This is a genomic window from Streptomyces alkaliterrae, assembly GCF_007097205.2.
GTDB classification, from domain to species: domain Bacteria; phylum Actinomycetota; class Actinomycetes; order Streptomycetales; family Streptomycetaceae; genus Streptomyces; species Streptomyces alkaliterrae.
Map to the genome: position 1 here is coordinate 1 of NZ_VJYK02000173.1, position 12,003 is coordinate 12,003.

Below are 12,003 nucleotides of genomic sequence, written 5' to 3' on the forward strand. Positions count from 1 at the left end.
GGCGGGAGTGGTTCCGTCTCGAGTTCGAGCAGTTGCATGGCGCGCCGGCTGGCGCCCTCGACCACCGGTGCCGGCAGCCAGCCGGGCCCCATGAGCCCCGCCGCGCCGCCGTCCCCGGCCAGCCGCCGCACGATGTCCGCGACCGGGGGTCGGCCAGACGGCTCCTTCGCCAGACAGGCTGCCGCCAGCTCGCGCAACTCGCCGTGGAGGGCGCCGAGTTCGGGTTCCTCGTGGACGACCTTGTAGAGCAGGCTGGCCGAGCTCTCGCCCGGGAACGGGCCCTGGCCGGTGGCGGCGAAGACCAGCACCGCGCCGAGGGAGAAGACGTCGCTGGCAGTGGCCGCCTCCCGGCCCAGCACCTGCTCGGGCGACATGAAGCCGGGCGAGCCGATGGACACACCCGTCCCCGTCAGCGACGCGGTCGCGTCGGTGGCCCGGGCGATACCGAAGTCGATGAGCCGCGGGCCATCCAGCGTCAGCAGCACGTTCGACGGCTTCACGTCCCGGTGCACCAGACTCAACCGGTGCACGGCGTCCAGCGCCTCGGCGAGGCCGGCGACGGCCGCGCGCGTCGAATGCTCCGGCAGCGGGCCGTGTGCCACGACCGCGTCGTGCAGGGACGGGCCGGCGACGTAGCCGGTGGCGACCCACGGCGTGGCGGCGTCCGGGTCCGCGTCGAGCACGGGGGCCGTCCAGTCGCCGCCGACCCGGCGGGCGGCGGCGATCTCCCGCCGGAACCGGCTGCGGAACTGCTCGTCGGCGGCGAACTGCGCGTGCACGACCTTCACCGCGACCGTACGACCGCCCGGGCTCCGCCCGAGATACACCCGCCCCATACCGCCAGCGCCCAGCCGACGCAGCAGGCGGTACTCACCGATCGTGCGCGGGTCCTCCGCGGCCAGCGGCTCCATCGGCCCCTCCCCGTTCCCGTCCGCCGCCCGTACTCGATCGGCGGCCGCAGCGCACAGCGTAGAGGCTGGGGCTGTCACGTTCACCGCTCCTCCCGGGTCTGCGGGCTTCGAGCAGGTCCGCGAGGCCCCGCCGCACGGCGGGAAGCGGAGGGCTCAGGGGCGCGGGAGGAGGTGGATGGGGACGTCCGGCGCGTAGCCGCCGGCGGGGGCGCCGGTGCGGCGGGCGAACTCGCGGATGCCGGCGAGTTGGGCGGCGCCGAGGCGGAAGTCGAGGGTGGTGAAGTAGCGCGCCAGCAGCTGCGCGTCGAACGCCTCCCAGCGGGCGGCCTGCTCGGCGACCTTGTCGACCTCCTCCAGCGACAGGTCGCGGGAGGCGAGGAACGCGCGGTGCACCTCGTGGACAGTCTCCGGGGCCCGCTCGTGGTACTCGCGGCGGGCGGCCCAGACGGCGAAGACGAACGGCAGCCCGGTCCACTCCTTCCACATCTCGCCCAGGTCGTGGACGTGCAGCCCCAGGCGCGGCGCGTCGTGCAGGGAGGCGCGCAGCGCGGCGTCGCCGATGAGGACGGCGGCCTGCGCCTCCTGCATCATCAGCCCGAGGTCGGGCGGGCAGGTGTAGTAGTCGGGGGTGATGCCGTGCCGTTCGGCCAGCAGCAGCTGGGCGAGGCGCACGGAGGTGCGGGAGGTGGAGCCGAGCGCCACCCGCTGGCCGTCCAGCCGGTCCAGCGGCAGCTTCGAGACGATCACGCACGACATGACCGGGCCGTCGCAGCCGACCGCGATATCAGGAAGCGCGACCAGTCGTTCACTATTGCGCAGGAATTCGACCAGAGTGATCGGCCCGATATCAAGGTCGCCGTTAACGAGTTGTTCACTCAACCTTTCGGGTGAGTCCTTCGTCAGCTCCAGATCGAGCAGGCTGCCGGTCCGCGCGAGGCCCCAGTAGAGGGGAAGGCAGTTGAGGAACTGGATGTGCCCGACCCGGGGCCGGGACGGCGGGACGTTCGGTTGCGCACTCACGTCGTGAGCGTACGCCCGGACGGCGCGGCTCCGGTTGGCAGGGGCGACCGCCCCGACCGCCCCCGGGCGTCAACCCTGGTGACTACCCACGTCAGCCCCCATGTCAACCCCGGATCGACCGTTCGAGCCATCGTCACGACGAGATCTTTCTCCCCTTCCCCCACATCAACGGAGCGTGCTAGGCTCACCGCAAGTTGCAGTTTGGTTTCCCTTGCAGTACAGAGCCTGCGGACCTTGTGACCGCGGGCTTTCGTCATTTTCAGACTTCTTAGCAGGTTCTGGAGCAGGGCGACCCTTAATAGGCCCAAGGAGGGCTTATGGCTACCGGAACCGTCAAGTGGTTCAACGCCGAAAAGGGCTTCGGCTTCATCGCTCAGGAAGGCGGAGGCCCCGACGTCTTCGTCCACTACTCCGCCATCAACGCCAACGGCTTCCGCTCCCTCGAGGAGAACCAGGCCGTCAGCTTTGACGTCACCCAGGGCCCGAAGGGTCCGCAGGCGGAGAACGTGACTCCTATGTGACCTGGTTCAGCGCCTGCTGAACTCCGCCGCCCTCGGGCGGCACCAAGGAGCCCCCGCCCCGGCGGGGGCTCCTGCCTTTCCCGGCCCGCCCGCGGCCGTCAGGCCGCCTTGACCGCCGGCCGCTCCCGGGTGGCGCAGTGGATGCCGCCACCGCCCTCCGCGAGGGTGTCGATCGGGAGACTCACGATCCGCCGGCCGGGATGGTGCTCCCGCAGCACGGCCGCGGCCGTCTCGTCGGCCCGCCGGTCGCCGTACCTGGGGGCGATCAACGCGCCGTTGACCACGTAGTAGTTGGCGTAGCAGGCGAGGAAGTCCGGGCCCCGGCGGCCGATCAGCCGAGGGTCGGGTTCCGGGAGGTCGACGGTCTCCAGGCGTCGGCCCCGCGCGTCGGTGGCCTCGGCCAGGGCCTTCCCGGCCTGCTCGTAGGCCCGGGTCCACACCCCGCCGTCGCCGTCTCCCGCGAGGGGCGGCCGGCTCAGCAGGACGGCACCGCCCGGCGTGAAGCGCGCGAGGGAGTCGACGTGGTGGTCGGTGACGTCCCGTCCGCGGACCCCCGCCAGCCACAGGACACGGGTGACGCCGAATGCCTCCCTGAGTGCCCGCTCGATCTCGTCGCGGCTCATGCCGGGGTTGCGGTTCGGGTTGACCAGCGAACTCTCGGTGGCCATCAGCGTTCCACGGCCGTCGACCTCGATCCCGCCGCCTTCGGCCACCAGACCCGCCACGGTTCTCGGTACACCGGCCCCGGCCAGCACGGCCCTGGCGACCCGCTCGTCGCGGGCCCGGCGGGTGGCCCTGCCGCCCCAGCCGTTGAAGCGCAGGTCCACGCCCGCCAGCCGGTCCCGTCGGGGGTTCGTCACGAACACCGGGCCGGTGTCGCGCACCCAGACGTCGTCCACCGGTACGGGCAGCACCTCGACTCCCGAACCGCAGGCGCGCCGCGCGTCCGCCGCGTTCCGCGGGTCGGCGAGCAGCGTGACGGGCTCGTACTCGGCGACCGCCCGGGCGATCGAGGCGATGTCGCGCCGAAGGCCGGGTAGCAGGTCGTCCCAGACGGAGTCGTCCGGCGGCCAGGCCAGGTACGTGCGGTCGTGCGGCTCGGTCTCGGCGGGTAGCCGCCATCCGGACCGGCTCGGCTTCGGCTGTTCGGTCATCTCCTCGTCCCCGTCCTCCCCCGTTTCGCCGGTTCCCCGCTTCGTGTGGCCTGCGCCCCCGCCGGAGGCGCAGGCGGCCACCGGCACGGATCCGGCGGCCGCGGCCACGAGGGCGCGCAGCACGGCCCGGCGGTCGCTTCCGGACATCAGGTTCTCCCGCCTCGATTCCCGACTGAAATTTCAGTCAGCTTCTACGGTAGCATCGGACAGCAGTACACGAAGGGGGCAACGGATGTCCGGTCGACGTGCCGCGATCCTGGAGGCGGCGACCCGCGTGATCGCCCGGGACGGGGTCAGGGGACTACGCGTGGAGGAGATCGCCGCCGAGGCCGGCGTATCGACCTCGCTGCTCTACTACCACTTCAAGGACCGCGCCGGGCTGCTCGCCCGCACGCTGGATTTTGTCAACTCCCGCTCGGAGCACTACACCGCCCCGGAGGTGGACGCGGACGCGGACCCCCGGGGCCACCTCACCGAGATGCTGCTCCTGGAGCTCCAGGACACCCCGCTGGTGGTCGAGACCAGCCGGGTGTGGGGAGAGCTGCGAGCCTCGGCGGTCTTCCAGCCGGAGCTGCGCGAGCAGCTGAACGCGACCACGGCCAGATGGGCGGAGTACGCGAGCGAGCTGATCAGCCGGGCGCAGGAGCGGGGCCGCGTCGCCGCCCACGTCTCGCCCGACGACGCCGCCGACCGCCTGTGCGCCCTCGTCGAAGGGCTCAGCGAGCGCTGGCTGAGCGGCTCCCTCTCCCTGCAACGGGCCCGCGACCTGCTGCGGGGCGGCATCGCCGCCGAGTTGGGCGAACCCTGACGGACGCCGCCCGAGCTCACGCCCGTGGCGGGGCCAGGCGCGCGGCGGCGGTGTTGATCGCCTCGCGGAAACCCGGACCGCCGTGGCCCGCGTTGTCCACGATCACGAGTTCGCTGCCGGGCCAGGCCCGGGACAGTCGCCAGGGGACGTCGAGCGGGCTGCTCAGGTCCAGCCTGCCGTGGATCAGGACGCCGGGGACGCCGGCGAGGCGGTTCGCGTTCCGCAGCAGCGAGTCCTCCTCGAGCCAGGCGGCGTGACTCCAGTAGTGGGTGACCAGCCGGGCGAAGACCATGCGGAAGTGCGGGTCGGTGAAGCGCGGGTCCGGCTGGTGGCCGGGGTGGGTGGAGACGTGTGTGTCCTCCCAGGCGCACCAGTCGCGGGCGGCCCGCTCCCGGACGTCCGGGTCCGGGTCGGCGAGCAGCGCCGCGTAGGCGGCGGCCAGGTCGCCGTCACGCGCGCCCGGCGGCGCCCCGTCGCGGAAGCGCCGCCACCGCTCGGGGAAGAAGCGCTCCCCCACTCCCCTGGTGACCCACTCGACCTCCCGGCGCGTGGTGGTGACCACGCAGACGAGGATCATCTCCGTGACGCGGTCCGGGTGCCGCTGGGCGTAGGCCAGCCCGAGTGTCGTGCCCCAGGACGCCCCGACCACCGTCCACGCCGGGACGTCGAGGTGTGCGCGCAGGCGCTCGATGTCGGCGAGGAGGTGGTGGGTGGTGTTGGTGGCGAGGGAGACGGCGGGGTCCGCGGCGGAGGGTGTGCTGCGGCCGCAGCCCCGCTGGTCGAAGGAGATCACCCGGTGGCGGGAGGGATCGAAGTGGCGGCGCATGCCGCTCATGCCGCCGGAGCCGGAACCCGGGCCGCCGTGCAGCAGGACGACCGGCCTGCCCGCCGGGTCGCCGTACTGCTCCCAGTACAGGCGGTGTCCGTCGCCGACGTCCAGCATCCCCGTCTCGTACGGATCGGTGAGCGGATACTCGGTGTGGTCCCCTCGGGCCGGGTCCGGCATCAGCGGAGTGCCAGGCGGTAGCAGACGCCGTCGGTGCGGCTCTCCGGAGTGCGGAAGGCCTCGGCCCGGCGCATGCCGAGCCGCTCGGCGACCGCCACGGAACGGGAGTTGGCGGCGGCGATCATCGCGACGACCTCGGGGACGTCGGCCGCCCTGAGCCGGCGCAGCGTCTCCTCGGCGGCGAGGGTCGCGTAGCCCAGTCCCCAGTGCGCGCGGCCGAGCCGCCAGCCGATCTCGATCTCCCCGGCCGGTCCCCACGCGTGCGGCCAGGGCTGCGCGCCGGTGAAGCCCACCGGTACGCCCTTCTTGTCGAGCACCGTCCACAGGCAGAAGCCCCGGGTGGCGTCGTGGGAGCGCTGCCGCGCGGTGAACTCCTCGTAGACGGACAGCTCCAGGGAGGCACCGCCGTGGAACTCCATGACCTCCGGGTCGTCGAACAGCTCGTGCCAGGCGTAGGCGTCCTCGTCCGTCGGCACACGAAGAGTGAAGCTCGTCATCGAATTCTCCCAGGCTCGGCGGCGGCCTCCTCCGCACAGGAGTCGCCATGGCACCACGCTATGCGAGCGCACCCCGTCGCCAAAGCGATTTGGCGATCATCGTCCGGCCCGGTCGGCGGGCCGGACGACCGCCTCGGTAGTGTCGAACCGCGGCCATCCGTACCGCAGTTGCAAGCTCCCGTCCGCGCACAGCCGAACAGAGGAGTACGCCGATGCCGGAGAGCACACCACCGATCCCCGCAGACCCGTCCGCCGTGATCGACCTGGTGGAACTGGCGGACGAGATCGGCACCCCGATGCATGAGGATCCGCACGCCGTCTTCGGATGGCTCGCCGCCCGCGGTCCGGTCCACCGGGTCCGCGTCCCGGTCTTCGACAAGGAGTGCTGGCTTGTCGTCGGCCACGCGGAGGCGCGCGCCGCGCTGCTCGACGACCGGCTGCGCAACGACATCCGGCACTCGGCCGACTGGACGGACGACGGCGGCTACGCGGTCGGTCACAACATGCTGCAGTCCGACCCGCCGCAGCACACCCGGCTGCGGCGGCTGGTCTCGGCCGAGTTCACCGCACGGCGGGTCGCCGCCATGCGGCCCCGCGTCCGGCAGCTCGTCGACGAACTGCTGGACGCGCTGCCCGCGACCGGCCCGGCCGACCTGGTGGAATCCCTCGCCCTGCCCCTGCCGATGGCGGTCATCTGCGAGCTGATGGGCGTGCCGGAGTCGGACCGGGCGGACTTCCGCTCCTGGTCGAGCGAGGTCGTGGCGCCCACCAGTGCGGAGGCCGCCGGCGCGGCCGCCGGCGCGCTGTCCGGATACTTCGCGGAGCTGATCGCGCGCCGGCGGGCCGAGGGCGGCGAGGACCTACTCAGCGCGCTTGTCCGGTCGAACACCGCCGACGCCGCCGCCGAGGAGCGGCTTAGCGACGAGGAGCTGCTGGGCATGGCCTTCCTGCTCCTGGTCGCCGGCCATGAGACAACGGTCAACCTGATCGGCGGCGGGCTCCTCGAACTGCTGCGCCGACCCGCGCAGTTGGCCGCACTCAGGGCCGATGCCGGGCTGCTGGAGAACGCGGTGGAGGAGATGCTGCGCCACGTCTCCCCGGTCCAGACCTCCAGCTTCCGCTTCGCCGCCGAGCCGGTCACCGTCGCCGGGCGCGAGATCCCCGCCGGCGCGTCGGTGCTGGTGGGGCTCGCCGCGGCGGCACGGGCGGCGTCGGTCGCGCCGCGCCCCGACGAGTTCGACGTCCGCCGTCCGCCCGAGCAGTCCCGTGCGCACCTCGCCTTCGGGCACGGGGCGCACTTCTGCCTCGGTGCGCCACTCGCCAGGTTGGAGACCGCCATCGCGCTCGGCTCGCTCCTGGAACGCCGCCCGCGCGTCCGGCTCGACCCGGACCGCCCGGTGACCTGGCGTCCCAGCGCGATCATGCTGCGCGGCCCGGCCACGCTGCCCGTCCGGTTCGACTGACGCGGCCCGCCGGCGGGGGCGGCACGCGACGCGCTGGGCGCCCGCTCGTGTCGCCGCCGCTGACCGATCGGGCCGTTGTTGGCTACGGTGGGGCCGACCTTGGGTTTTGTACCGGGAGGCGGCCCATGGGCGGCACCATCTCCGTGCACCGGGTGCGCGCGGCGCTGCGTGGCGCGGATCGGCTCGGCGTCGACACCGTGCCGCTGCTCCAGCGTGCCCGCATCCCGCCGCTGCTGCTGGGCGACGACAACGCCCGTGTCTCCGCCGCCCAGTTCGCCGAACTGGTCCGGGAGCTGCACCGGGCCACCGACGACGAGTTCCTGGGGCTCGGCCCCGCCCCGAGCCGGCGGGGCACGTTCGCGATGATGTGCCACACCGTGATCGGCTGCCCTGATCTCGGGTCGGCGCTGCGGCGCGCGGTCCGGTTCTACGGGCTCTTCCCGGACGGTCCCCGGCTGGGCCTGGAGACGGCGGCCGAGGGGTACGGCGGCCGGGCGGAGCTGCGGTACAGCGTGCTCGACCAGCCGCCGGAGGACCCCGACCACTTCCTCTCCGAGTCGCTGGTGGTCATCTGGCACCGGCTGTCGAGCTGGGTCGTCGGCCGCCGCATCCCGCTGCTGTGGGCGGAGTTCGCGTACCCGCCGCCGCCTCACCGGGAGGAGTACGAGCGGCTCTTCGGCTGCCCGTGCCGCTTCGACGCCGCGCGCACCCGGGCGGCGATGGACGCGGACTGGCTGGCCGCGCCGGTGGTGCGCGACGAGGCCGCGTTGCGTCGGCTGCTGCACGCCGCGCCGGCCGACCTGCTCAGCCGCCGCGCCTGGGACACCACCGTCGCCGAACAGGTGCGGCACACTCTGCTGAACGCCCTGCGGGACGGCACCCGCCTACCCGAACTGCCGCGCGTGGCAGCCGCGTTGGCGGTCAGTCCGGCCACGCTGCGGCGCCGGCTGGCCGCCGAGGGCACGACGTTCCAGCAGACCAAGGACGCGGTCCGGCGCGAGGTGGCACTGGCGTCGCTCGGCGACGGCGAGCGAATAGCCGAGCTGGCCGCACGGCTCGGCTTCTCCGAGGACACCGCCTTCCACCGCGCGTTCCGGCGGTGGACGGGCACCACTCCGGGCGCGTACCGGTCCCGTGGCTGACACCTTCGGTCAGCGAGCCTGAGCCGCACGGTCAGCTCCCCGGGTACCGACCGGTCAGTACCTTCCCCACCACCAGTGCCCCAGCACCCCCCACGACTGTTGGGAGAGCCCCATGCGCCTTCTGCCGCCGTCCCCTCCTGCCGCCCTGCCGCCGAGCCCGCCCGGCTCCTCCCCGGAAGCGTCGGCGTCCGGCCGCCGCCGGCGCCGCGCCGCGCGGCGCCGCGCCCGCCGCCTCGGTCTGGTCGCCGCGCTGGCGGCCCTGGCGGTCACCGCCGGCCTGCCGGCGGCATCCGCCGGCGCCGACGAGCCCGCCGCCCCGCCGGCCGCCGGCACAGCGGGCGTCGACGCCGCGACGCTCGCGCCCGGTGATCTGGTCAGCGCCGTCCCGCAGCGCTTCATGCCCAATCCCGTCACGCCGTCCACGGCCCGCTCGTGGCGGATCCACTACCGGTCCACCACCGTCACCGGGAAGCCGAACGTCGTCTCGGGAACGGTCATCGTGCCGTCCGACGGCCGCACCGGGAAGCGTCCGCTGGTCAGCTACGCGGTCGGCACGGTCGGCCTCGCCGACCACTGCGCGCCCTCCCGGACCTTCCCCTCCGGCCTCACCAAGGAGGGCTCGCTGATCAACCAGGCGGTGCTGCGCGGCTGGGCCGTCGTCGTCACCGACTACGAGGGCCTGGGCACCCCCGGCACCCACACCTACACCGTCGGCCCCTCCGCCGGACACGCGGTCCTCGACGCCGCCCGCGCGGCGATGCGACTTCCGGAAGCCGGCATCAGCGCCGACTCGCCGGTGGGCGTGATGGGCTACTCCCAGGGCGGTCAGGCCTCCAGCTGGGCGGCCGAACTGCACGGCTCCTACGCCCCCGAGCTGGACGTGCGGGGCACCGCGACCGGCGGTGTGCCGCGCGACCTGCTGGAGGTCGCCGCGCACAACGAGGGCAAGGCGGGCTCAGGACTGATCGCGATGGCGGCCGTCGGCCAGGACGCGGCCTTCCCCGAACTCGACCTCGACGGCTATCTGAACGCGCGCGGCAAGCTCCAGAAGCGCATCGCCGAGACGCAGTGCGTCGAACTCGGCGCCGCGACTTGGCCGTTCGGCCGAATCGACCAGATCACCACCCGCAACCCGCTCGCCGAGCCGCTGTGGCGGGACCGCCTCGGCCGCTCCACACTCGGCACCACGGCACCGAAGGCGCCGGTCTTCCTCTACCACGGCTCGGTGGACACCCTCATCCCGTACAGCGAGGGCACCTCGCTGCGCGACGCCTGGCGGGCGCGCGGCGCCGACGTCACCTTCAGGTCGCTGCCGTTCGCGCACGTCAGCGGCGCCATGGCCGGTTCCCCGCTGGCGATGGCCTGGCTCGCGGGCCGCTTCGGGGAGTGACCCGACGGGGGAGAGCTCTCGGACGACCCGGCCCGACCCCAGGTCAGGCCGGGTCGTCCGGCACCCGGTACAGCTCCGCCACCTCCTGCTCGAAGTCGGCCGCGATCCGCGCCCGCCGCAGCTTCAACGAGGGTGTGAGCTGGCCGCGTTCGACCGTGAACCGCACCGGCAGCACGGCGAACCGGCGGATCGACTCGGCGCGCGAGACAAGGCCGTTCGCCTCGTTCACCGCCTGCTGGAGGTTGTGCAACAGGTCGCCGTCACGGACGAGTTCCCGCATCGGCAGGCCCTGCTTGCGGTGCGTGCGCCGCCAGTGCGCCAACCCGTCCTGGTCCAGGGTGAGCAGCGCGACGAGGTAGGGGCGGCCGTCGCCGACGACAACGGCCTGGTCGACTAGCGGATGGGCGCGCAACCAGTCCTCCAGCGGCGCCGGCGCCACGTTCTTGCCGCCGGAGGTGACGATCAGCTCCTTCTTCCGGCCGGTGATGGTCAGATAGCCCTCGTCGTCGAGGGCGCCGAGGTCGCCGGTGGCGAACCAGCCGTCCGCGTCCGTCTCCTTGGGCACGCTGTGGTCGCGGGCGTCCCAGTAGCCGTAGAAGACCTGACCGCCGCGCAGCAGCACCTCTCCGTCGTCGGCGATGCGCACCGCCATGCCGGGCATCGGCCAGCCGACCGTGCCGAGCTTCGGCCGCAGCGGCGGGGTGACGGTCACGGCCGCCGTGGTCTCCGTCAGCCCGTACCCCTCGTAGACCTCGATGCCGGCACCCGCGTAGAAGGCACCCAGCCGCTCCCCGAGCGGCGAACCACCGCAGATGACGTGCCGCACCCGGCCGCCGAGCGCTGCCCGCACCCGCTTGTAGACCAGCGCGTCGTACAGCCCGCGCGCCGTGCGCAGCCCGACACCGGGGCCGCGCCCCTCCCCCTTGAGCCCCTGGCTCCAGGCGTCGCCCCAACGGGTGGCGATCCGGGCGGCCCGGTCGAAGGAGCCGGCCCGGCCCATGGACTCGGCGGTCGCCCGGGCGGTGTTGTAGACCTTCTCCAGCACGTGCGGGATCGCCAGCAGGAAGGTGGGGCGGAAGCTCCCCAGATCGGCGAGGAGTTCGTCGGTCCGCACGCTCGACGCGTGGCCCTGCCGGACCCGGGCCCGCTGGCAGCCGACGGAGACCATGCGCCCGAAGACGTGCGCCAGCGGCAGGAACAGCAGCGTGGCGGCGGGCTCGTCGCTGACCCGCTCGAACACCGGGTGCAGCAGCTGGATGGCGTTGTCCACTCCGGCGTGGAAGTTGCCGTGCGTGAGCACGCACCCTCGGGGTCGGCCGGTGGTGCCGGAGGTGTAGATGAGCGTGGCGACGGTGTCCGGGCCGAGGGCTGCCCGCCGCTCGTTGACCAGCGCGTCGGGTATCTGCCGCCCCGCGGCGGCGAGTTGCCCGACGGCGCCGTTGTCCAGCTGCCACAGGTGCCGCAGGTCCGGCAGCGTGCCCCTGATCGCACTGACCAGCCGGACGTCCTCGACGTCCGCGACGAGGAGCGCGGAGACGTACGCGTCGCGGAGCACTGTGCGCACCTGCCCGGCCGAGGATCCCGGGTACAGCGGCACGGTGATCAACCCGGCGGCCCAGGCGGCGAAGTCGACGAGCGTCCACTCGTATGAGGTCGGCGCCATGATCGCCAACCGCTCCCCGGGCTTCAGCCCGCTGGCCAGCAGCCCCTTCGCCACCGCCATGACCTCACCGGCGAACTCCGCACACGTGACGTCCCGCCACTCGGCGCCGTCCGCCGTCAGACGCGCGAACACCACGTCGTCCGGGGCCTGTTCGGCGTTCTCGAACGGGATGTCGGCGAGCGAGCCGGCCAGTCGGGGCGGCACCAGCGGCGGCACCGACGCCTCCCGCACCCTGCCGCCCTCCCGTACCAACTCCGGCGGCCTGAGCAGCCGTGGCGTCCCCAGAGCGGCCAGGTCGTGACCCGCCGGACTGCGCTGTGCTGCCATCGGCTCTCCCACGCGGCGGCGTCAGCAGCCGCCGGGCCCGACCGACGACTGTTGACAGCGATTCGACAACGACTCCCGTCAGTAGGGTGCCGCCTACACCC

Annotated in this window: 11 protein-coding genes; 5 read left to right on the forward strand and 6 right to left on the reverse strand. The window is 73.4% G+C overall.

The window, feature by feature from the left end; genetic code table 11:
* The coding region (locus tag FNX44_RS16655; protein ID WP_143649051.1) for a serine/threonine-protein kinase at positions 1–911 on the reverse strand (911 nt) is incomplete at its 3' end.
* Between the two features lie 153 nt (positions 912–1,064).
* The gene (locus tag FNX44_RS16660; RefSeq protein ID WP_143649052.1) at positions 1,065–1,931 is read right to left on the reverse strand and encodes a menaquinone biosynthetic enzyme MqnA/MqnD family protein; all 867 of its coding nucleotides are present in this window, start codon (positions 1,929–1,931) and stop codon (positions 1,065–1,067) included.
* A 317-nt stretch (positions 1,932–2,248) separates the two neighbouring features.
* Between FNX44_RS16660 and FNX44_RS16665 the strand changes: the two genes are divergently transcribed.
* Entirely contained in the window at positions 2,249–2,452 is a 204-nt protein-coding gene (locus tag FNX44_RS16665; RefSeq protein WP_006138897.1) for a cold-shock protein, read from the forward strand.
* 98 nt (positions 2,453–2,550) lie between these two features.
* On the opposite strand, the gene FNX44_RS16670 is transcribed toward FNX44_RS16665, so the two are convergent.
* Positions 2,551–3,753: an agmatine deiminase family protein gene (locus FNX44_RS16670; RefSeq protein ID WP_143649053.1), complete on the reverse strand. Its 1,203-nt coding sequence runs from the start codon at positions 3,751–3,753 to the stop codon at positions 2,551–2,553.
* An 85-nt stretch (positions 3,754–3,838) separates the two neighbouring features.
* On the opposite strand from FNX44_RS16670, the gene FNX44_RS16675 reads away from it, so the two are divergent.
* Entirely contained in the window at positions 3,839–4,414 is a 576-nt protein-coding gene (locus FNX44_RS16675) for a TetR/AcrR family transcriptional regulator (RefSeq protein WP_143649054.1), read from the forward strand.
* Positions 4,415–4,430: 16 nt separating this feature from the next.
* On the opposite strand, the gene pip is transcribed toward FNX44_RS16675, so the two are convergent.
* Together pip and FNX44_RS16685 are read right to left on the reverse strand one after the other, a co-directional pair.
* Complete coding sequence (gene pip, locus FNX44_RS16680; RefSeq protein ID WP_143649055.1) at positions 4,431–5,420, reverse strand: prolyl aminopeptidase; 990 nt, start codon at positions 5,418–5,420, stop codon at positions 4,431–4,433.
* On the reverse strand, positions 5,420–5,917 hold the full coding sequence (locus FNX44_RS16685) for a GNAT family N-acetyltransferase (RefSeq protein WP_143649056.1): 498 nt from the start codon (positions 5,915–5,917) through the stop codon (positions 5,420–5,422). Before FNX44_RS16685 ends, pip begins: the two co-directional genes overlap by 1 nt.
* A gap of 212 nt (positions 5,918–6,129) precedes the next feature.
* Here FNX44_RS16685 and FNX44_RS16690 point away from each other — a divergent pair, with 212 nt between their 5' ends.
* The 3 genes from FNX44_RS16690 to FNX44_RS16700 all read left to right on the forward strand — a co-directional run bounded on the left by FNX44_RS16690 (position 6,130) and on the right by FNX44_RS16700 (position 9,912).
* The gene (locus tag FNX44_RS16690; protein ID WP_228449941.1) at positions 6,130–7,380 is read left to right on the forward strand and encodes a cytochrome P450 family protein; all 1,251 of its coding nucleotides are present in this window, start codon (positions 6,130–6,132) and stop codon (positions 7,378–7,380) included.
* 125 nt (positions 7,381–7,505) lie between these two features.
* Positions 7,506–8,522: an AraC family transcriptional regulator gene (locus tag FNX44_RS16695; RefSeq protein WP_143649057.1), complete on the forward strand. Its 1,017-nt coding sequence runs from the start codon at positions 7,506–7,508 to the stop codon at positions 8,520–8,522.
* Between the two features lie 112 nt (positions 8,523–8,634).
* Positions 8,635–9,912 (forward strand): lipase family protein, encoded by a 1,278-nt coding sequence (locus FNX44_RS16700; protein WP_143649058.1) that lies wholly within the window; start codon positions 8,635–8,637, stop codon positions 9,910–9,912.
* Between the two features lie 43 nt (positions 9,913–9,955).
* Here FNX44_RS16700 and FNX44_RS16705 read toward each other — a convergent pair whose 3' ends face one another.
* A complete protein-coding gene (locus FNX44_RS16705; protein ID WP_143649059.1) occupies positions 9,956–11,902 on the reverse strand; it encodes an AMP-dependent synthetase/ligase in 1,947 nt (648 codons plus the stop codon).
* Positions 11,903–12,003 lie beyond the last annotated feature (101 nt).

Excerpts from the sequence above, each read along its gene's own strand:
- FNX44_RS16700 (WP_143649058.1), top strand. The coding sequence starts at position 8,635 with ATGCGCCTTCTGCCGCCGTCCCCTCCTGCCGCCCTGCCGCCGAGCCCG.
- FNX44_RS16690 (WP_228449941.1), top strand. The coding sequence starts at position 6,130 with ATGCCGGAGAGCACACCACCGATCCCCGCAGACCCGTCCGCCGTGATC.
- FNX44_RS16685 (WP_143649056.1), bottom strand. The coding sequence starts at position 5,917 with ATGACGAGCTTCACTCTTCGTGTGCCGACGGACGAGGACGCCTACGCC.
- FNX44_RS16705 (WP_143649059.1), bottom strand. The coding sequence starts at position 11,902 with ATGGCAGCACAGCGCAGTCCGGCGGGTCACGACCTGGCCGCTCTGGGG.
- FNX44_RS16675 (WP_143649054.1), top strand. The coding sequence starts at position 3,839 with ATGTCCGGTCGACGTGCCGCGATCCTGGAGGCGGCGACCCGCGTGATC.
- pip (WP_143649055.1), bottom strand. The coding sequence starts at position 5,420 with ATGCCGGACCCGGCCCGAGGGGACCACACCGAGTATCCGCTCACCGAT.
- FNX44_RS16665 (WP_006138897.1), top strand. The coding sequence starts at position 2,249 with ATGGCTACCGGAACCGTCAAGTGGTTCAACGCCGAAAAGGGCTTCGGC.
- FNX44_RS16670 (WP_143649053.1), bottom strand. The coding sequence starts at position 3,753 with ATGTCCGGAAGCGACCGCCGGGCCGTGCTGCGCGCCCTCGTGGCCGCG.
- FNX44_RS16695 (WP_143649057.1), top strand. The coding sequence starts at position 7,506 with ATGGGCGGCACCATCTCCGTGCACCGGGTGCGCGCGGCGCTGCGTGGC.